The sequence below is a fragment of the Leptolyngbya sp. FACHB-541 genome (assembly GCF_014695875.1).
Taxonomy (GTDB): Bacteria; Cyanobacteriota; Cyanobacteriia; order Elainellales; family Elainellaceae; genus JAAUTN01.
On the sequence record NZ_JACJPC010000047.1, the window covers coordinates 12085 to 30936 of the forward strand.

The 18852-nt window shown below is 50.1% G+C and carries 17 protein-coding genes; 9 read left to right on the forward strand and 8 right to left on the reverse strand.

What is annotated here, in order from left to right; translation table 11 throughout:
- Window positions 1–347 precede the first annotated feature (347 nt).
- The gene (locus tag H6G00_RS08530; RefSeq protein WP_190641113.1) at window positions 348–794 is read left to right on the forward strand and encodes a DUF4383 domain-containing protein; all 447 of its coding nucleotides are present in this window, start codon (window positions 348–350) and stop codon (window positions 792–794) included.
- Between the two features lie 469 nt (window positions 795–1263).
- Here the strand turns inward: H6G00_RS08530 and H6G00_RS08535 are convergent, their stop codons facing one another.
- A complete protein-coding gene (locus tag H6G00_RS08535) occupies window positions 1264–2403 on the reverse strand; it encodes a DUF1517 domain-containing protein (RefSeq protein ID WP_190796432.1) in 1140 nt (379 codons plus the stop codon).
- Window positions 2404–2575: 172 nt separating this feature from the next.
- Window positions 2576–5779, reverse strand: coding sequence for an alkaline phosphatase (locus H6G00_RS08540; RefSeq protein ID WP_190796433.1), 3204 nt, complete (start codon window positions 5777–5779; stop codon window positions 2576–2578).
- Window positions 5780–6382: 603 nt separating this feature from the next.
- On the opposite strand from H6G00_RS08540, the gene apcD reads away from it, so the two are divergent.
- Both apcD and H6G00_RS08550 read left to right on the forward strand, forming a co-directional pair.
- Entirely contained in the window at window positions 6383–6868 is a 486-nt protein-coding gene (apcD, locus tag H6G00_RS08545; protein WP_190641116.1) for an allophycocyanin subunit alpha-B, read from the forward strand.
- A gap of 138 nt (window positions 6869–7006) precedes the next feature.
- Window positions 7007–7612 carry a hypothetical protein gene (locus tag H6G00_RS08550; protein ID WP_190796434.1) on the forward strand — a complete coding sequence of 202 codons (606 nt, stop codon included), beginning with the start codon at window positions 7007–7009 and terminating at the stop codon, window positions 7610–7612.
- 334 nt (window positions 7613–7946) lie between these two features.
- Here H6G00_RS08550 and H6G00_RS08555 read toward each other — a convergent pair whose 3' ends face one another.
- Window positions 7947–8240, reverse strand: coding sequence for a hypothetical protein (locus H6G00_RS08555; protein WP_190796435.1), 294 nt, complete (start codon window positions 8238–8240; stop codon window positions 7947–7949).
- A 114-nt stretch (window positions 8241–8354) separates the two neighbouring features.
- The gene (locus tag H6G00_RS08560; protein ID WP_190796436.1) at window positions 8355–9608 is read right to left on the reverse strand and encodes a URC4/urg3 family protein; all 1254 of its coding nucleotides are present in this window, start codon (window positions 9606–9608) and stop codon (window positions 8355–8357) included.
- A gap of 71 nt (window positions 9609–9679) precedes the next feature.
- Between H6G00_RS08560 and H6G00_RS08565 the strand changes: the two genes are divergently transcribed.
- Window positions 9680–9937: a hypothetical protein gene (locus tag H6G00_RS08565; RefSeq protein ID WP_190796437.1), complete on the forward strand. Its 258-nt coding sequence runs from the start codon at window positions 9680–9682 to the stop codon at window positions 9935–9937.
- Window positions 9938–9962: 25 nt separating this feature from the next.
- Here H6G00_RS08565 and glmM read toward each other — a convergent pair whose 3' ends face one another.
- From glmM to H6G00_RS08580, 3 genes are all read right to left on the reverse strand, one after another.
- Window positions 9963–11450 (reverse strand): phosphoglucosamine mutase, encoded by a 1488-nt coding sequence (gene glmM / locus H6G00_RS08570; protein ID WP_190796438.1) that lies wholly within the window; start codon window positions 11448–11450, stop codon window positions 9963–9965.
- Between the two features lie 295 nt (window positions 11451–11745).
- Window positions 11746–12045 carry a hypothetical protein gene (locus tag H6G00_RS08575; RefSeq protein WP_190641138.1) on the reverse strand — a complete coding sequence of 100 codons (300 nt, stop codon included), beginning with the start codon at window positions 12043–12045 and terminating at the stop codon, window positions 11746–11748.
- 37 nt (window positions 12046–12082) lie between these two features.
- Window positions 12083–12676 carry a DUF3177 family protein gene (locus tag H6G00_RS08580; RefSeq protein WP_190641121.1) on the reverse strand — a complete coding sequence of 198 codons (594 nt, stop codon included), beginning with the start codon at window positions 12674–12676 and terminating at the stop codon, window positions 12083–12085.
- Window positions 12677–12845: 169 nt separating this feature from the next.
- On the opposite strand from H6G00_RS08580, the gene H6G00_RS08585 reads away from it, so the two are divergent.
- From H6G00_RS08585 to H6G00_RS08605, 5 genes are all read left to right on the forward strand, one after another.
- Complete coding sequence (locus H6G00_RS08585; protein WP_190641122.1) at window positions 12846–13583, forward strand: histidine phosphatase family protein; 738 nt, start codon at window positions 12846–12848, stop codon at window positions 13581–13583.
- Window positions 13584–13931: 348 nt separating this feature from the next.
- A complete protein-coding gene (locus tag H6G00_RS08590) occupies window positions 13932–14900 on the forward strand; it encodes a hypothetical protein (protein WP_242042191.1) in 969 nt (322 codons plus the stop codon).
- Window positions 14901–15037: 137 nt separating this feature from the next.
- On the forward strand, window positions 15038–16450 hold the full coding sequence (secD, locus tag H6G00_RS08595; protein ID WP_190641123.1) for a protein translocase subunit SecD: 1413 nt from the start codon (window positions 15038–15040) through the stop codon (window positions 16448–16450).
- On the forward strand, window positions 16447–17409 hold the full coding sequence (gene secF, locus H6G00_RS08600) for a protein translocase subunit SecF (RefSeq protein ID WP_190796439.1): 963 nt from the start codon (window positions 16447–16449) through the stop codon (window positions 17407–17409). The genes secD and secF overlap by 4 nt, the downstream gene beginning before the upstream one ends.
- A gap of 2 nt (window positions 17410–17411) precedes the next feature.
- Window positions 17412–17834 (forward strand): hypothetical protein, encoded by a 423-nt coding sequence (locus H6G00_RS08605; protein ID WP_190796440.1) that lies wholly within the window; start codon window positions 17412–17414, stop codon window positions 17832–17834.
- Here the strand turns inward: H6G00_RS08605 and argF are convergent.
- Window positions 17831–18757, reverse strand: coding sequence for an ornithine carbamoyltransferase (argF, locus tag H6G00_RS08610; RefSeq protein WP_190796441.1), 927 nt, complete (start codon window positions 18755–18757; stop codon window positions 17831–17833). The genes H6G00_RS08605 and argF overlap by 4 nt on opposite strands.
- Window positions 18758–18852: the final 95 nt, after the last annotated feature.

The window sequence follows — 18852 nt, forward strand, 5'->3', positions numbered from 1 at the left end:
TTCTTCGCCCTCAGTTTTGTAGGAAAACATCATAACGGCACAAAAAATAGTGATCTGTGGGTTCTGTAGTGCACATTTTTTGCCATTTCAGCTAGGTACAGTGTGGCTCAAATAGGCACTGTCGAATTCGGATTGAGGAAGGGTTTGACGCTATGGCAGATACATCCGTCCTATTCCTACCCAGAAGGGCGAGAGTTCTCTGTCGGAGGAGCGAAGTATCGAAGCAATAGGCTTTGTAGACTTTCAAAAGCTTCTGGTTAATGCTTCGCCCCTACAACCGGAATTGAAGCGTTTGACCAGTAAATGTTGAAAATCTTCCATCTCTTTACACTTTTAGGAGCTCAATTATGAAACCAGGACAATACTTTTCCCTGACCGTCGGTATCATCTTCTTACTTGTTGGCATAGCCGGATTTATTCCAAGCTTTGTTACTCCCCCTGCCGCTGACCCTGATATGGTGGGTCTCGGAGTCACTAATGGATACGGTTATCTAATGGGGTTATTCCCAATCAATGTTCTACACAACGTTGTTCACCTGACAGTAGGGCTTCTAGGAATTCTTGGCGCTACCTCATTGGGTAGTGCTCGTCTTTTTAGCGGAGTGCTAGCACTCTTCTATGGAACGCTAGCGATCTTGGGACTGTTTCCTGCGACTCAGTCCACCTTGGGTTTAGTCCCCATTTTTGGTAACGATGTCTGGCTACATGCACTTACCGCTGCGATCGCCACCTACTTTGGATTTTTTGCTACGCCCAACCTGGCAGAACTGGGTGAAGAAAGCATTCAAAATTAAGCTGCTACTTTCACTCTAAATGACGGGAAAAAAGAGGTTGGGCTTTGTCCAATCTCTTTTCTTTTGTTTTCAACTTCTTTTGTTCGGTGTTGAATCCTGCTAGACAAGATACTGTGTCCTTTGATTATTCGCGTAGAAGTTCCCACGTTTTGAGACCTCCTATGCCAAGGTGAGTGGGACTTACAGCAATTTCTCAATGGGTAAGCTATAGCGTAGGGGTGGTTCGCGAACTGCCCCTACAAAGTTTGTAATTCATACAAGTAGAAATTGCTGTAAAGTATGCGCGTAGTGCTATGAACACGACATGACATCGTAGGGGTGAGTTTGATAGACAATGGAACTGAGGTTCAACAGCAAAACCTGCCCCGCCGAAAGTAATAGTTAATTGAAATGGCGCAAATCAGCTATGAGAGGCACAGCTCTTTAGGAACACACCTCTCACAACTTGCGTAGAATACAGCGAACAACATTACAACTGTGTCATGGTGGGGTACTCACTCAGTAACTCATCCCTAGAGAGAACATCTCTAGAATCTTGGGGTGACCACAGAAGCTCAAAGACCAACAGCTCATTCGCAGGAATAGCTCCCAGGCGTTGTAGGGCAGCTTGCAGTTCAGTTGTAGAGTGAATTGCGCTCAATAGAGGACGATCGCCTCCAGTACCTAACAGCAACGTAACGACAATATATCCACTGTCAGGATTATTCTCAGTGCTAAATTGGGCTGTCTGTCGATGTACCTGCCCTCCTACGTTAGCCAGAGTCTCTGAACCAAATTTACTGCGCTCTTCAATCGAGAGTTGCTCAAATAAACGGCTTGCTTCCTGGCGGCTGTTTGCCGTTTGAGAATCGACTCGAACATGGCTCCAATATTCAGGCGATCGCAAGAGCGTCAACACGGTTTCTTGCAGCATTGCACTCAAGCCTTGTTTGGTTTGCAGGTTGTGACGAGTAGCAATTTGCTCAAGCGCTGCCTGAAGAGGGCGTGCCCCTGCCAACAGGGATACCTGAAGTCGGGTAACGGTAACAATGTCATTTAGAAGTTCTCCATTGGGCGATCGTCGTCCGGTTAATCGGTTGCCCGAACGGCTACCCAAGGTGTTAAGCCGCGATGCCATCAGGAAAAAGGGAGCAAAGAAGAATAAGGCGATCGCCGCCAAAACAAAGATAGGCGGAATGCCAATGCTAGCACTAGGGTAGCCCGGACCTGAATCGTAAGGTGAACCGTAGGGAACGGTATTCGGAAGGGGAACTACGACAGGCGGTTGACGGTAGCGATCGCGGGTGTAGTACGGATCTGATCGCCTGCTGGGATAACTGTAGGGGTCATTGTAAGGTGAACCGTAGGGATCGCTGTAACCATAGGGATCACTTTGATAGGGCGGTTGTGCATAGCCCCCACCTCCCCCATAACCTCCCCCATCGGGGACGGGTTCAGCGGGAGCAGGTTCATCAAATGACCCTCCTCTTGCCCGTCCTCCCGTTGTTGCCACGGCGCGATCGCTCGTATCTAAATATTCAGCAAGCGGCAAATGGGCATTGCCCATGTGAATAAGACCAAAGCTAAGGGCAGTTGCTCCTAGCAGCCGGAGTTTTGCCATGAATCCCATGAGACCATTCCTACCAATACCATTTGGCTCATGCTATGAAAAAATCCCAGCGCGCTCGTCTATTGAAGGAAGATATTGGATTGGAACTAAAGGTAGAAAGCTTTGCTTCGTTTGTCTTGGGATTAAGAGATGGAAGCGCGTTGTGCCTCCACCTCTTAATCAGGAATTTGTGCTACATCGTGACAAACGTGGTCTGTGCTGCTGCAATCAGCTCACTGCTGTTGATGCCACGCAGTGTCGCCAGTATGCTGTCATCAGCGCTAATGACCGTGCTGCCGCTACTTTGGGAGAACGAAAGCTGGTCATAGGTGACTCCGTTCATCAGGGCGATAAGATCTTCGCCAATGCGGAAGTCGCTAAACGTATCAGCATCCTCACCAGTAGCGATAACAAAGCGATCGCGGCCTTCCCCACCTAATAGGGCATCTTGCCCCAACCCCCCATAGAGCAAGTCATCGCCCGCATCACCATAGAGTTGGTCATTGCCTTCGCCGCTATAGAGCTGGTCATCGCCGCCCTGCCCAAAAAGGCGATCGTCGCCTTCACCGCCACTGAGAAGGTCATCGCCACCCGCATCATCGCCAGCCTGAACCGTGTTTAAGTCACCCCGGATCAGGTCATTGCCCTCCTCACCATAGAGAAAGTCATCATTGACTGAGCCTGCGATCGTGTCGTCGCCTTCATTACCCCGAACTAAGTCGCGATCGGGACCACCTAAGAGAGTTTCTGCCTGGGGAGTTCCTTCGACTAGAGTAGGCAAAGCATTCTGACCAAACAGCGTCCGGTACATCAACTCATAGATGTACGTATTTTCGTGAGAACTAGGCAAGTCTCCCGCATTCAAGCCATAGGTTTTGGTCAATACGCTGTCAGGAACATCGTTCAGCGTGGCATAGGCAATGCCAAAGGGGAACGTGTTTCCGTTAGCATCTTCAGCCGTGATAAAGGGTTCAGTGTTCCGTCCCTCTTGTCCATCAAGGGGCACTTCAACCGCATCAGAGTCATCAGGCAGGGTAGGGTTTACTTCAACCGTGCCGACGGGTTCATCTGCTTCATCAACGTCATAGACTTGAGGTCCACCCGCATTGCTATCAGCAGATGTAACTAGCAGCGTATTGGGGTCCTCATTGTTGATGAAGTCCATCGCTACGCCGATCGCATCATCTGCCCGTCGAGTTGCTTCAATCAGTCCACGACCGTTGTTGTTGTTACCAAAGTTATCGGTGCCTTCTTCTTCCAGCACCACCATGAAACCATCGGGGTCACGGTTCAGGATGGGCAAGGCTGCTTCTAGCATTTCGGCAACGGTGGGTGGGTCTTCGTTGCCTGGTTGTCCATAGTTGTCTAATCCTGCTTCCGCGTTGGCTTCTTCGGTCGTGTCATTGTAGGTATCTTCTGCCGCAAATATGCCTAGGACATTGGTCGTGTCTTCAGAAAGGTTTTGTAGTTGCTTACGGTTGTAGACTACTGTGTAGCCTAAATCCTCAGCTTCCTCAATCAGGTTGCGTCCGTCGGTGCGAGTACCCTCTTCACCAAAGAAGCCTGTAGTTCCTTCTGGCAAATAGTCTGTTTCACCCCCACCTAAAATAACGTCAACACCCGATTCCACAATTTCTGCGGTGATAGCTTCGGTTTCACTGCGGCTTTCCACATCGGCTAAAAAGACCCCTGTACCAGGTTCTGCGATGAAGCCAGAGTTGATTACAGCAGTCGCTTTACCAGCGGCGATCGCCTCCTCCATGATGGTCAGGCCCTGTTTCCCAGAGCGTGAAATTACGGGTTCACCCTGTTCATCTAACCCGTAGGAATCGGCTTGAGGCGTAGTGCCCATTGAATGAACGACTGCTCCGGCATTGGAACTGGGGGTCAGTTCATCTTCGATGCTGTTGATGTAAACGCCTGCATCAGACATCATGTCCCAGTTGAGGCGACCGTCGGGACCTTCTTCCTCTAACCGAGCCAGGGTGAAGTAGGCTGGGGTGGTGCCATCGGGGTGAATGAAGATGACGTTGCCCGTGTCCTCAGTAGTGGCAGGAGCAGAGACAGGTTCCGGCGCTTCAACAGGAGATGGCAGGGCTTCATCAAACAGCGTTTGATACATCAACCGATAAATTGTTGTGTTGTCGTGGGTGCTGGGCAGCAAATCGGAATTTAGCCCATAAGCTTTGCTGACAACGTCAGAGCCAAAGTCTGGTAGCCCTGCATAAGAAATGCCATAGGGAAAGCGAGTGCCGTCTTCATCAGGTCCGGTAACAAATGGTTCTGTGTTGCGTCCTTCCTCACCATCAAGGGGCACTTGAATAGCATCGGAGCGATCGGGCTGAGTGGGGTTTACGGGAGTAGTGCCAACGTTGCCACCCGCTTGAACGTCTACATCGGTGGTTTGCAGTCCGCCTGCATTGCTGTCTGCGGTAGTGATTAACAGCGTGTTTGGTCGTTCGCTGTCAATGAAATCTTGAGCAACGCCGATCGCCTGATCTGCCCGAATCGCAGCTTCTACAACACCCCGACCGTTATTGTTGTTGCCAAAATTGTCCGTTCCTTCTTCTTCTAGAACGACAAAGAAGCCATCCTCATCCGCAGCCAAAATCGGGAGAGCCACCTCCAGCATTTCAGCAACGGTAGGTGGGTTAGGATTTCCCGGTTGCCCATAGTTCTCTAGTCGCTCAGCAGCGTTGGCTTCCTCGGTGGTGTCATTGTAGGTGTCTTCTGCCGCAAAAATGCCCAGGACTTTGTCGGTGCCCTCGGGCAAACTTTGCAATTGCTCAGGGGTGTAGATCACCGTGTAGCCCATCTCCTCAGCTTCTTCAACTAGGTTGCGTCCATCGGTGCGGGTGCCCTCTTCGCCAAAAAAACCTATGGTTCCTTCGGGTAAATAGTCGGTTTCGCCGCCACCCAGGATGATGTCAACGCCCGATTCAACAATTTCTGCAGTGATGGCTTCGGTTTCGCTACGGCTTTCTACATCGGCGAGAAAAACACCTGTTCCGGGTTCTGCAATGAAACCAGAGTTAATTACAGCGGTCGCTTTGCCAGCGGCGATCGCCTCCTCCATAATTGTCGTTCCCTCATCAGTCAAACCTTCTTGAGCAGAAAGGGAGGTAATCGAGTTGCCCTCTTCGTCCAATCCGTAGGAATCTGCTTGAGGCTTTACCCCATAGGCATGAACAACTGCACCCGCGTTCGAGGTTGCTGTGAGCTGGTCTTTGATGTGCGATAAATAGGAGCCAGCGCTATCCATCCGATCCCAGTTAATGCGACCATCTGGACCCGCAGTCTCATAACGCGCCAAAGCATAGTGAGAGGGCGTAGTGCCATCAGGATGAATGAAAATGACGCTGTTGTTATTTGGAGTATTGCTGCTGTTATCTGACATGGTATTGTCTGGTGTAGAAATTAAGAGTGGATTGAGCAAACCATCGTTAATTCGTTGAGCGTCATCAAATCGCCACTAAGTATTTCTGCTTGTCCAAACATGTCCTATTCCTGAAACTGAGGCACAGCAAAGCCTCCGTGAATCTCGCAGAGCTTCACAGGCTGCAATGACCACAATGCGGGTGCGTAGCCTTTAATTTGAGCTCAAATTTTTAGGAGTAGCCGTGTTGGAGATGAGGGAGTCGGGTTAAGTGAGCGGTCAACATGTACAAGGATTAACCCGCTACGTTAAGAAATGCCCCTAGTAGGACGTTAAGAGTAAGTAAAGCTTGACCGATCTCCGTCTACAGTCATAGAAAGGTCAAACTTGAAATGTAAACAAGCTAACAGCAGTTTTTCACAAATTATTCAAGATTTCTGAGCTTAAGATTTCTATATGTTGCGAGATAGTCACTCTCTACTCATAAAATCTTAGGATCTGTTCTGGTCGGGCAATCGTTTGCGCTTGAATGGTTTTTCCGCCACGCCCGCTTTCTTTACGTCCCCTAGAATCGTTAAAATACAAGCGATATCTGAGTCAATGTAACTAAATCACCGCCATATTATGAGTGTAGTTAGCCAAGTTATTCTCAACGCCGACGATGAACTCCGCTATCCTACTAGCGGCGAACTTGAAGGTATCAAAGAGTTTTTGCAGACCGGGGAGCAGAGAATTCGGATTGCTGCTGCCCTTTCTGAGAATGAGAAAAAGATTGTGCAAGAAGCCAGCAAGCAGCTTTGGAAAAAGCGCCCTGACTTTATTGCTCCAGGCGGAAATGCTTATGGCGATCGCCAGCGTGCCCTCTGCCTGCGCGACTACGGCTGGTATTTGCGCCTAATTACCTACGGAGTTTTGGCGGGCGACAAAGATCCAATTGAGAAAATTGGTCTAATCGGCGTGCGTGAAATGTACAACTCACTGGGTGTACCAGTTCCTGGTATGGTTGAGTCGATTCGCTGTCTTAAGAGAGCTTCGCTCAGCTTGCTCACTGAGGACGATGCTAAGGAAGCCGCGCCTTACTTTGACTACATCATTCAAGCAATGTCGTAGCGTTGACACGAACCTAAAAATTAACTAAATTTGGCTCCCCACGTTTTGTAGAAATCCTGGCCGCTAATGGTCAAGCTTTTTACAAAATGCGGGGAGATTTTGATCTCAAGCTAAGTTAAAAAAACTCCAACAAAGCGCATGAAACTGGGAAAAGTAGTCAAATCAAATTCTCACTGTGACTATGTCGTGCAGCTAGACGACAAACTAGAGGTGAGCAATCCGCCTCAGGCAGAGGACTATGGATTTGGCAGCTTTGTCAAACTGGAAGAATTAGGCGGACGGCACTGGGCAGTCGGGTTAATTTACAATACTCAACTGTTTAATCCCACGTTTCTCAGCAATGGTCCCCGTCTTTCTAGCGAACCAGACCCTCTGTTTGCGCCGGATTTGGTTACCGAAACCCGAACTTTGCTGGGCACGGTTTTGGTTGGGACGCTGGAGGTGGAGGACGATCGCACCTACGGAATTCATGGAATTCCCCGCATCGTTGTTCCGGTCAATACTCCCGCATACAAAATGTCTGAGGCTGAGGTACACCAGTTTCACCGGAATCAGATGCAGCGTCCTCAGTTTTGCTATTACAGTCATTTGCTGCGCTGCGGCGGCAGTTTTGCGGCTCAACTCACCCAACAGGTGCTACAAGAGTTGGCAGACAGCAACTTGTTCCCAGATGCCGATCAGCGAGCTTTAGAAATTCTTTGCAAAGAGTTGTCCTGGAAGAATACGATGGGGGCAATGCGCTAGAGAATGTTTGACTAGAGCTTGCTAAAGTTACTATTGCTTACCAAAAGTCGAATTTTCCCAATCGACTGTAAAGTACGCGCAAAGTAGGCGCTGTGTATTGCCAGGTGTTTCAAAAGGGTGCGGTTTCTATTAGGGCTGCGCTAGGCTATGAAAAGCTAATAAAAAACCGACAGATTCCGTACGGAGACTGTCGGTCAGTCGTGTGTTCCCTGTTGATGACTCGGCTAGAGTTGAGTCTCCTACAGTATGTCTGGACTTAGATAGGGCGATCGCGATCCTGATCAGTCTCGTCCGTGATTGTGATCACAGATCGCGATCGCTCTATCGTCTTCCTTTAAAGGCGAGGATTCACATCTTTAGCCATTTCGCGATATTGCTCTGGGTCGCTAGTTGGTTCACTTACTAAAGTAGTAGCTTCCGGCTCAGGCAATTTTTGCTTAGGGGCAGTGGCGGCTTCAGCAGCTCCGCTGCCTTCTGAGGTTTGGTCAATTTCGCTGGTGCTAAAGGCTTTTGAAGCTTCATAATCATCCTGAACGTTCACATCAGGCTGTTTTTCAGTACCAGCAGCAATATTCTCAACGGCTAGTTGAGCATCAAAGTTTTGACCTTCTTTAGGAGATTCAGGCATAAAAGACTCCGATAGTGTTTATGTATTAGCAGAGCCATCCTACCGAGTCCGATCGCCCTTCTCTAATATCCCTGGGAGAGATTCGACCTCTCTCTTCAGACGGGAATTGAGCAATCAAAAAACGGTGCCATCGCTCTCCAGTTGAATCGGTGGAGTGCCGCCTCTGAGCGTTGCAGCAACCTGTCGTCCTGCACTCCAGGTACCGCCCTGTAGAACTTTGACTAGGGGCAGGGTCGTTTCTTCCATCCCTAGTTTGGTACGAATGGCTGTGGCGATGTGGTCTAGCAAAATTACAGTCAGCGATCGCCATTCAACAATCACTTCGGACTGTGGTAGATGTGGGGTTTGGGTGACAGCCGCATGTTTTGCCTGTAACAGTCCCAAGTCCAAACACAATCCGCCGTTGCGGTATTCGGGCAGTCCGGTGAGCTGGTCTAGCCCAGTAATTTCTAATCCCAGTTCTTGCAAAGGCTCTAGGAGGGAGTAGGTCAGCCATTGAGAAAGCTTGTGAAAGGGCACGAGCTGTGAACCTAACTCCGTATCGCGTAGGGCTGAATGCGCCCACACGTCACCCAGATTGACGTGGGCGATCGCAATTCGTCCTGCCCAAATGTCACCCAGTCCAGCCAAAATCGCCTGTAGAACCGCATTGGTGGGCAGTTTTCCATCTACTGCCTGATTCACCAGATAGCGCACTAGATGTCCGGGACGCGGTTGCTCGCTGCCAAATAGCTCAGAATGTTGCGATAGGACTTTACCCAGGTTTCGCAGTAGGTTCAAGCGTCCCTGCAGTCCGACTAAGGGATTCTCGTCTGTAACCTGAAAACCTTGTGTTAAGTCGGATTCGGTTAACTGCTGTAGTCCCGCTGCGTCTGCTTGTAGAGTTTGGCGATCGCTGGAAAACAGCCCATCACAAAATAGGTTGAAGCTGGCAACTGCCAAACCCTCAGAGCGGCAAAATACTTCACCCGTTTCTGACTCGATGTACTGCCAGGTGGCTCCAGCTCCAGCATCAAGCAGCACGCTGGTAATCGCCAGGTCAAACTTTGCCTCTGCTTTTTCAATCGGGGAAAGGTGAGCAAGGCGCTGATCGATCTGTGCCAAACGCTGCTTGCTTGTGCCTACTTCAAAGTGTCGCCAGCGGCTATGGAATGGAATTTGCAGGTTAGGATAGGCTTGCTGGGTCACCTGAATCACGTAGTCGGCAACAGATTCCAACTGGCTCAAGTCACAGCGAAAATGCTGAAGCTGATCCTGGCACGCCAGGTCAAAAATCTGCCCGCACCGTTCCCGAATTGCTGCTGGAGAACGCAGGTAAGCGATCGCCTCTCGCTCTGCTGCTGATAAGTTCTGCACATCAATGTCCATTGTTCAGCACCCCATTTAGCACTCTGCATCGCGTTGATGTCATTTTGTAGGGCGCGGCATTGGGAAACTCTATGCCCGATTCACCGTCAGGTTCTTGTCCGAATGCTACGCCCGATTCGGATACAACTTCTGGCGAACCTCATGCGCCGTTCACCGTTGATTTTTGTTTGAACACCGCGCCCGATTCGACCGCCATGCAGATTTATGCCGAGCTGGGCTTAGCATTCGGATTGATGATTTTGCTTTTTAACGCTAATTTTTGCCCGAATGCCAAGCCCCTACAACGGTTGACTTTAGGAACGCTGCATTTGCAGATGAATTCACACTAGTTACAAGCGGTCATATGAGTAGATTCTAAGCTGCGTATTGTTGAACGGCTAGCACCAGTTTGTCTGTCCAGTGCTGCACCAGTTCAGCGTCGGCTGCTTCCACCATTACCCGAATCACGGGTTCCGTGCCGGAGGCTCTGACGAGAATGCGGCCGCGATCGCCCATCTCGGCTTCTGCCTGAGCGATCGCCTGCTGTAAGCGGGCGTTTTCTTTCCAGTTGAGGCGGCGATCGCGGTCTTCTACGCGCACATTCCGCAGCAGTTGCGGATAGGTTTGAAAGCTCTGATCAACCATTTCAACAAGGGAAACGCCAGATTGACGCACGATAGTAGCCAAATGCAGCGCCGTTAGTAACCCATCACCTGAGACACTGTAATGCGGACAGAGAATATGACCAGACTGCTCACCGCCCAGCATATAACCGTGTTTCACCATTTCTGCATGAACGTACTGGTCGCCTACGGCAGTGCGAATGAGCTTACCGCCTTGCCGCTCCCAGGCGCGTTCAAAGCCCAGGTTTGCCATTACGGTCGAAACGATGGTGTTGCCGGGAAGCCGGTTTTGCTGGCGCAGAGTTTCGCCCCAAAAATAAAGAATGTAGTCGCCATCTACAACGCGTCCCTGAGCATCGACTGCCATAGCCCGGTCTGCATCACCGTCAAAGGCTACGCCCAAATCGGCATCGTGTTCTTGAACAGCAGCTTTGAGTGACGCAAGGTGGGTAGAGCCGCAGTTGACATTGATGCGATCGCCATCTGGGTAGTCGTGCAGACAAATTACGTCTGCCCCCATTGCCTCAAAGACTGCTGGGGCTAACTGTGCTGCTGCGCCCCAAGCCAGATCTAGCACGATTCGCATTCCTGTCAAGTTGCCGTGGGGAATCAGCGGTTGCTGAAGCGACTCGACATACGCTTTTACCAGTTCTGGTCGGTGATAGTGCTGTCCTGGCTGAAAAGCAAGCTGTTTTTGCTGGCTAGCCCAACCGCCTTCACCCCGCAGCGCGGATTCAATTTGGGTCTGCAATTGGGGTGAGAGCTTAGTGCCGTTTGCGGCAAAAAACTTGATGCCGTTGTCTTCGGGGGGATTGTGGCTCGCAGAAATCATCACGCCGCCAATCGCCTCTGACGTGCTGGTCAGGAAAGCCACGGTAGGCGTAGGGCACAATCCCAAATTCCAAACTTCTAGACCCGCTGCGGTCAATCCAGTAGACAACGCAGTCGCTAACATCGGGCTAGAGTTACGAGAATCTTGTCCCAGGATGATCAGCCCCGGTTTTGCTGTAGTTGCCTGCAATACTCGACCGGCCCAAAACCCCACCTGTAGTGCTAGGGGCACGCTCAGCAAGTCATCCACTTGCCCACGAATGCCGTCCGTCCCAAATAGCTTTGTTGCAGGTAAAACGAGAGGTTCCCAATCCGCGCTGTGCAGCGTCACGGGTTGAGTTGCAGTAAAACCTGAGTTAGTCTGACTGGGACGGGATGTCCAGTCAGAGGATACAGAAGATAAAACCATATCAGACACTCCACACATCTCACACACTGGAGCATACCACCTTCGTAAAGATCCCTAAATATTTCCGATGAGAGAGCCACAATTCGTGCTTGCATTCTTCTCATCCTGAATAGTTGCAGTGGATTACATCTCTCTAAAGGTTTTTTCTCAAGAGGACGCTTCCCGTTGAACACACTCTTGTACAGACGCAATGAATTGCGCTTCATCAGGATCAATTCGTGTGGAGACGTAAATAGGACGCACCGGAGTGCGTCCTATCTAAAAATTCAAATCTAAAAATTCAAAACAAATTTTTCTACAGCCCGACTTCTGCCAGGAGCGATCGCATTTCTACCCAGGTCAACCCCTGCTGAATGTAGTGAGGAATTTGGGGGTTGTAAGGACTTTCTACTCGATCGATTGAGATGATTTCTGCCTCATCCGGTAAGACTGGAATATCTGGGTCAGCGGCAGTCGGGTGCATCAGCGAACTGGAAAAGCCCCTGAAAATTGCGATTTGGTCAGCCTCTCCGGCGATCGCCACTTCTACCAGCAGCACTTCATCTGGACGTTTAATCGTGTATTGTTCCAGTCGATGCCCCACGCCGCGCTCCATATGCTTCACCTCTGCTTATTTGCGCTTATCAATGGATCTACTGCTGCACCGCAGAACGTCCCTGTTTGCCCAACCTGACCAGAACAAAGTAAATCAGATACAGCATGTAGATAATCAGTCCAACAATTCCCAGAAAACCGAGGAAACCGGGAGCCGAGTTGGCGTGAAAGAAATCTTTGTAAATCAGAGGAGCTTCTAACCAGACCTGACAAATCGGCAAGCCAAATGTTTCTCTCGACAAGGCACAGCGCACAAAAGGAACGGTAGCGATCGCTGCCACAATGCTATAGACGGTCACTGCCCAACGCCAGGAAGTAAAGGTCAGCTTCAACGGCTTGATGGGCTGGTCGTCAATCTCCTCATTTAAGTCCACCCAAAACCAGAGGCAAATGGGGATCAGAACTGTCGCTATCAAACCGGCGATGAAACCGACTAAAATTCCCCCAATCATCAGATAAACCGTGATAGCTAACAGGCTAGCAACACGCCAGTAGATTAGCAGGAGCCGCTGCATCGGTTCATTCTTTTGCACAAATGCCCAGATCAAAAGAATCAGGGGAAATAGAACCGTGAATAGAAGAGCCAGTCGGTAATCAGTCCAAACGAGCGATCGCAGAAGTTCCTCTTGCATAACTTGCCTAACTTAATGTCCCAGAAAAACCCAAAACTTCCGATTTTTCCACACTCCAGCGTAACATTCTCAGCTTCATCCCGATTTCCCCTACCCCTAACTCAGGAAATCGTACATACTCAATCAATACGCTCGTCCCAACTTCTAATCATTTCATTTCAAGAGAACCATGAAGCTGATCAAGCTTCTATTTATCCGACATGCTCAATCCCTTGGCAATCGGCAGAAACGAATGCAAGGGCATGGCGATTTTGAGCTTTCAGCCGAAGGAGTAGAGCAGGCAAAAAAGCTGGCTCAGCGGTTGGTGCTGGAACATAAACGTCCCAGCTACATCTACAGCAGTCCTCTCAAACGAGCAGCCCAAACTGCAGAAATTTTGCTTACCCATGTTTTGTCTGCGACTGCTGCATCTTTCAAGAGTGCGTCCAGCCTGAATCCGGTTTCTAGCTCAACTCCGGATGAAGCTAAGCTCCTTAGTCTTCAGGTGGAGTACGCCGATGAGTTGAAGGAATTTCAGAACGGAATTTTTGAGGGATTGACCTGGGCTGAGGCAAAACAGCGCTATCCGGCTCTATGTGAAGCGCTGGAAAATTCTCCAGATTGGATTCAGATTCCCGGCGCAGAGTCGCTGCAAGAGGCTCGCGATCGCGCCCGCCGATTTATTCAAACTCTGCTGACTCGCCATACAGAAGACACGCAAATTTGGGTTGTCACGCATAGCTGGATTTTGCAGCATTTGATCGCAGAATTATTGGGAAGCGATCGCTCCTGGCGACTGCACGCCCACAACACCGCCATATTCGAATTTTGGCTCGACCGCTCCCGCTGGCATCACACCAATCAAAACCGCCTCAACACTGACCTGTGGCAAATTCGTCGCTTCAATGATTATCGCCATCTAGGTTAACTGGACAAGCTTGCAATGCTGTTTGAATAACCTTGAGGAGATCGGTGCGACTGACTCCACCAGCAGCTTGCAATGAATATAACGGTTCTTGCTTGAGTGGAATACAAAGCATGGCATAGAGCAGTGGCGCAATGCACTACTGTTCTATGCTGTGCAATTGAGAATTGATATAGATGCTGCCATGAAGGCGATCGCTAAAACTGTTACTGACGTTCACGAAGGCGATAAACGGAGATACTCTAACATCCGGAAATTATTAAAAATCAGTAACGCTTAGGGCCTGACCGTGCGATATTGTTAAGGCAAATATGGGGTATTCTCAAATACCTAACTCATTGCTGAATCACCATGCCAACCATGGTCAATCCAATGGACGATATCGCTAGACAAGCTCGTCAGGGCAGCGTCGCCGCGATCATTCAAGTTCTCAACGAAAAGCTGACAGACTCTGGTGTAAGAACCAGGGTCATTTTGGCTGAAGGGATTTTACAACTCTTGTGTGAAGCCCCTCGTCTCGACCAGCTAGAAAAGCCTGTCCTAGTCAACCAAGTTCGTCAGATTCTAGAATCACTTCAGCCTCGCGGCATTCGGCGCGTCAGAATTAACAGCCGCATTGTGCGAGAACAGCAACTCCTATGGTTAGAAGAAATTAACCGCGATCCAGAGAACCAAGTGCTTTGGTCAGAAGAAATTCGTCTATCCAAGGTAAATCCGTTACAGCGACTCTCCCAAGATTGGAAAACTCAAAAAACAGAGTCGAGTAAATCCTTACCCAAGGCAGTAAAATCTTCAACTCTGCGTGAAAAACGGCAGTTTTTTCGCGGCATCTTAGGGGGAGCTGTTCTCTGCTTGCTGCTGCTGCTGGGGGGAGGGTTACTCTACAGCCGATTGGGGTTCGGGCTGCTAAATCAAATTCAACCGGATGGGTTGGCAGAGTCTGAAGCTAGAGAAGAAGCTACAAGCGTTGCCAGTCCTCCGCTTGATGCTCCAGATTCCTCAGCGGAGGCTCAGCCAGAGAACGAAGCTTCAGGCTCAGCGGCAGTTACTCCGTCGGGAGACCCGTTTGTCGAGGCAGTTAGGCTGGCAGAACGGGCAGCAACAGAGGGGCAGATCGCTCAGTCTTCCGCCGATTGGCTGGAGTTAGCAACCTACTGGCAGAGGGCTTCTGACTTGATGGCGCAAGTTGCTCCCGGAGATGGGCGTTACCAAACGGCACAAAACCGGATGCAGGTCTATCGGCAAAACAGTGAAGCAGCGCTTCAGCAGGCTCAGAGCAAACGCACCCAGCCAGAGCAGCCCACTCAAACAGGCAACTAAGCCTACTAGACTGGCAAAATCCAGCTATCATAGCGTGGTGGTGGTATTTAAACAGTGTTTTCAGTAGCGTTTCAAGTTGACGCTGCTCAAATTTCTGTGCTGGCACCTCTACAACGTTCGTTGCAGCAACTGAAGATATGGGCAGACAACGGTTACTTTTGGCGGTGATTTTGGCGCTGGCATTTGCTGCCGCGGTAGTGATTGTAGCGGTGCCAGTGCGGTTAGGGCTAGATTTGCAGGGCGGGTCACAACTGACGCTTCAGGTCAAAACGACTGAGGCTGTCCCAGAAATTACGCCAGAAAAGCTGGAGGCAGTCCAGCAGGTGGTAGAAAATCGGATTAACGGACTGGGTGTGGCTGAAGCCGTGGTGCAAACGGCAGGCGAGGACCAGCTTTTGGTACAGCTACCAGGAGTCAGCGACCCTGAGCAGGCAGAACGAGTTTTAGGTGGCACAGCTCAGCTAGATTTTCGCTCCCAACGCCCCGGCACGGAACAGCAGCTTGGAATCACTTTTCAAGCCCAGCAGCTTTTGCTAGCTGAGAAAGAGCGAATTCGAGACGGCGGAGATGAGGAGGCGATCGCCCAAAACCAGGAGGCTCTCGATCAAAGCAATGTTGCGATCGCTCAATTCTTTGACAAAACTGGGCTAACAGGCGACATGTTGCAAAACGCTTTTGCAGCCCCCATTGGCACCAATTCCTGGGAGGTTGGGCTCGAATTTAACCAGGAAGGCGGTGAAAAATTTGCCCAATTGACCAAAGGTATCGCGGGTACAGGACGGACTCTAGGCATTTTCCTGGACAACGAGCTGCTGAGTGCCCCAACAGTTGCCGTTGACTATGCTCAAACAGGCATTACGGGCGGAAGGGCCAGCATCACCGGCAGATTTGACGCTCAAACCGCAAGTGAGTTAGCCGTTCAGTTGCGAGGGGGGGCTTTGCCCGTTCCGGTTGAAGTGGTTGAAAACCGGACTGTTGGTGCAACTCTGGGACGAGATAGTATCCAGCGCAGCATCTACGCAGGAATCGGCGGCTTGCTGCTGGTGTTGATTTTTATGGTGGTTTACTACCGTTTACCCGGTTTAATCGCGGATATCGCTCTGATCATCTACTCAATTCTCACCTTCGCTATCTTCAGTTTGCTGAACGTAACGCTAACGCTTCCTGGAATCGCAGGCTTTATTCTCAGCATCGGTATGGCAGTTGATGCAAACGTGCTCATTTTTGAGCGTACCCGTGAAGAGTTGCGGGCAGGAAAGACGCTCTATCGCTCTGTTGAAGCGGGATTTTACCGTGCTTTCTCTAGCATTCTCGACAGTAATGTCACCACTTTGATTGCCTGTGGTGCCTTGTTTTGGTTGGGCGCAGGTTTAGTCAAAGGATTTGCACTGACGCTGGCGATCGGTGTTTTAGTCAGTATGTTCACAGCGCTGACCTGTAGTCGGACTTTGTTATTGGTGGCGCTAGGGTTTCCAGGGTTACGGAAGCCCAAGTTGTTCTGCCCTAACCTGCCCACTTCCACCTCATCTCAGGCAGGAGTAACGTCATGAAGCTACAGGTAATTCGACAGCGATCGCTCTGGTGGACGATTTCCTCGGTGATTATCCTGAGCGGCATCGTCGCAATGGTGATCTCTTGGAATCAGATCGGTTCTCCTTTGCGTCCCAGCCTCGACTTTGTTGGAGGCACACGCCTACAGCTAGAGCTAGACTGCACCCAGCCCAACAATTGCGATGACTCGATTGAGCCAGGAGAAGTCCGTCAAGTTTTAGCAGAGCAAGATTTGGGCAGCAGCAGCATTCAAGTCTTGGGAGACGAGCGGCACGCCCTCTCCATTCGTACCAGTGTGCTAGATGTCAATCAGCGAACTCAACTGCTAAGTGCGTTAAGTGAACAGATTGGTACCTTTGACCCTCAAGCCACCCAAATCGATACCGTTGGACCTACCCTGGGTCGTCAACTTCTCTCCTCAGGGTTATTAGCGCTGGTTGTTTCCTTCGTTGGCATTACGGTTTATCTAAGTCTACGATTCCAACTGGATTACGCCGTTTTTGCCATTGTTGCGCTATTCCACGATGTGTTAATCACAGTGGGAATTTTCGCCATTCTGGGATTAACCATTGGTGCTGAGGTAGACAGCTTGTTTATCGTGGCTCTGCTGACTATCGTGGGCTTTTCGGTGAATGACACTGTTGTGATTTATGACCGAATTCGCGAAACGATGCAGCAGGAGCCAAGTCGCAATATTAACGACATTGTAGATGACGCGGTAAATCAAACTCTGACGCGATCGATCAATACTTCGGTTACAGTGCTGTTGACCCTTTCCTCAATTTTCTTGTTTGGTGGAGAGACATTAAAGTATTTTGCCCTAGCATTAATTATTGGGTTTACGATGGGTGCTTATTCCAGCATCTTTATTGCGAGTACTTTGCTCGCTCTGTGGCGAGAGCGTTTTGGGCAACCAATTCCTGTCCCTTTAGATTCTTCTAGCTCAGACGATGCCTGACCATGGTTGAGTCCGAATCTTCAGCCCAAGACCATCCTCTGCATTATGATCCGGCTTTTCGGCGGGAGCTTGAGCGGCTACATCGGCTCACAGTTTATGGCAGGTGGGGAACGGTTTGTTTGCTGTGGCTACTGTTGGCTCCGCTGAGCCTATGGAGCTTGCGCTCGGAGTTTGTGCTGTGGATGGACTACTTCACTTGGACGGCTGTTCGCTATACGATTGCCTATAATCCCATCCAAGCCTTTTTTTTGTCATTGTGTATTGGTATGACGGTCGCGGTTTTGTTGTGGCAGAGCCGCAACATTCTTTGGGGAATCTCCGACCGCCAAACCAAACGCCTAGAAAAGCAGCTATTGCAAATTCGCCAACAGGGCCCAAGTCACCCGCTCTGGCGCTGGGTGACGAATGAGCGTTCAGCGCCTTAGTCAGCGCCTAACAAACTGACCAACAGTGCCTTTTGAGCATGAAGGCGGTTTTCTGCCTGATCCCAAATCTGCGAGTGGGAGCCTTCCATCACCTCTTCGGTAATTTCTTCGCCTCGGTGGGCAGGGAGACAATGCAGCACGATCGCCTTGGGATCAGCGATGTCCAGCAGTTGTTGATTGACCTGATAGGGTTGAAAGACGGGAATGCGAGTAGCGGCTAAATCTTCCTGTCCCATGCTGGCCCAGACATCCGTGTAGAGAACGTGTGCGCCATCCGCTGCTGCTGCTGGATCGGAAGTGAGTAGGATTTGGGTGCGATCGCCTGCCAACTTCTTTGTTAACTGGACAATTCCCTCATCTGGCTGATACTCGGCTGGAGTCGCCACTCTGACATTCATTCCCACCAGCGCACAACCCAACATCAAGGAATGCGCTACGTTGTTGCCATCGCCTAAGTAGGTCAACGTCAGCCCCTCTAAGCCGCCAAACTGTTCTTGAATGGTCAACAGGTCTGCCAAAACCTGACAGGGATGCTCTAGATCGGTTAACGCATTGATGATCGGAATCTGGGAATAGTGGGCAAAAGTCTCTAACTCCTGCTGTTCATACGTCCGAATTGCCAAAATATCGAGATATCGATCCAACACTCGCGCTGTGTCAATCGTCGGCTCCCCCCGGCTAACCTGCGTAGTGCTGGTGTTGAGGTCAATCACCTGTCCACCCAGTTGATACATTGCCACCGAAAAGCTAACGCGAGTTCGAGTAGAAGCCTTCCGAAAGAGTAGCCCTAAAACCTTGCAGCAGCGGGAGCGAACTTTTCCTGCCTTTAAAGCTGCTGCCAAATCTAAAAGACCTAATACTTCATCAGTATTTAGGTCAGCTAAACTGAGCAAATCCCTTCCCTTTAGCGCTTCTACACTCATCCCTACGTCCCAAGTAAAACTGTCCTAAAAACCCTACCAGATATTTTCAAAGCAAAATCAAGTTGAGTCCGTTATTTTTGCAAATTTGTGAAGTT

Coding starts and splice junctions, on each gene's coding strand:
- H6G00_RS08535 (WP_190796432.1), bottom strand. CDS start 2,403: ATGGGATTCATGGCAAAACTCCGGCTGCTAGGAGCAACTGCCCTTAGC.
- H6G00_RS08530 (WP_190641113.1), top strand. CDS start 348: ATGAAACCAGGACAATACTTTTCCCTGACCGTCGGTATCATCTTCTTA.
- H6G00_RS08575 (WP_190641138.1), bottom strand. CDS start 12,045: ATGGAGCGCGGCGTGGGGCATCGACTGGAACAATACACGATTAAACGT.
- H6G00_RS08560 (WP_190796436.1), bottom strand. CDS start 9,608: ATGGACATTGATGTGCAGAACTTATCAGCAGCAGAGCGAGAGGCGATC.
- H6G00_RS08585 (WP_190641122.1), top strand. CDS start 12,846: ATGAAGCTGATCAAGCTTCTATTTATCCGACATGCTCAATCCCTTGGC.
- H6G00_RS08580 (WP_190641121.1), bottom strand. CDS start 12,676: ATGCAAGAGGAACTTCTGCGATCGCTCGTTTGGACTGATTACCGACTG.
- H6G00_RS08590 (WP_242042191.1), top strand. CDS start 13,932: ATGCCAACCATGGTCAATCCAATGGACGATATCGCTAGACAAGCTCGT.
- H6G00_RS08605 (WP_190796440.1), top strand. CDS start 17,412: ATGGTTGAGTCCGAATCTTCAGCCCAAGACCATCCTCTGCATTATGAT.
- secF (WP_190796439.1), top strand. CDS start 16,447: ATGAAGCTACAGGTAATTCGACAGCGATCGCTCTGGTGGACGATTTCC.
- argF (WP_190796441.1), bottom strand. CDS start 18,757: ATGAGTGTAGAAGCGCTAAAGGGAAGGGATTTGCTCAGTTTAGCTGAC.
- secD (WP_190641123.1), top strand. CDS start 15,038: ATGGGCAGACAACGGTTACTTTTGGCGGTGATTTTGGCGCTGGCATTT.
- H6G00_RS08565 (WP_190796437.1), top strand. CDS start 9,680: ATGCCCGATTCACCGTCAGGTTCTTGTCCGAATGCTACGCCCGATTCG.
- glmM (WP_190796438.1), bottom strand. CDS start 11,450: ATGGTTTTATCTTCTGTATCCTCTGACTGGACATCCCGTCCCAGTCAG.
- H6G00_RS08555 (WP_190796435.1), bottom strand. CDS start 8,240: ATGCCTGAATCTCCTAAAGAAGGTCAAAACTTTGATGCTCAACTAGCC.
- apcD (WP_190641116.1), top strand. CDS start 6,383: ATGAGTGTAGTTAGCCAAGTTATTCTCAACGCCGACGATGAACTCCGC.
- H6G00_RS08550 (WP_190796434.1), top strand. CDS start 7,007: ATGAAACTGGGAAAAGTAGTCAAATCAAATTCTCACTGTGACTATGTC.
- H6G00_RS08540 (WP_190796433.1), bottom strand. CDS start 5,779: ATGTCAGATAACAGCAGCAATACTCCAAATAACAACAGCGTCATTTTC.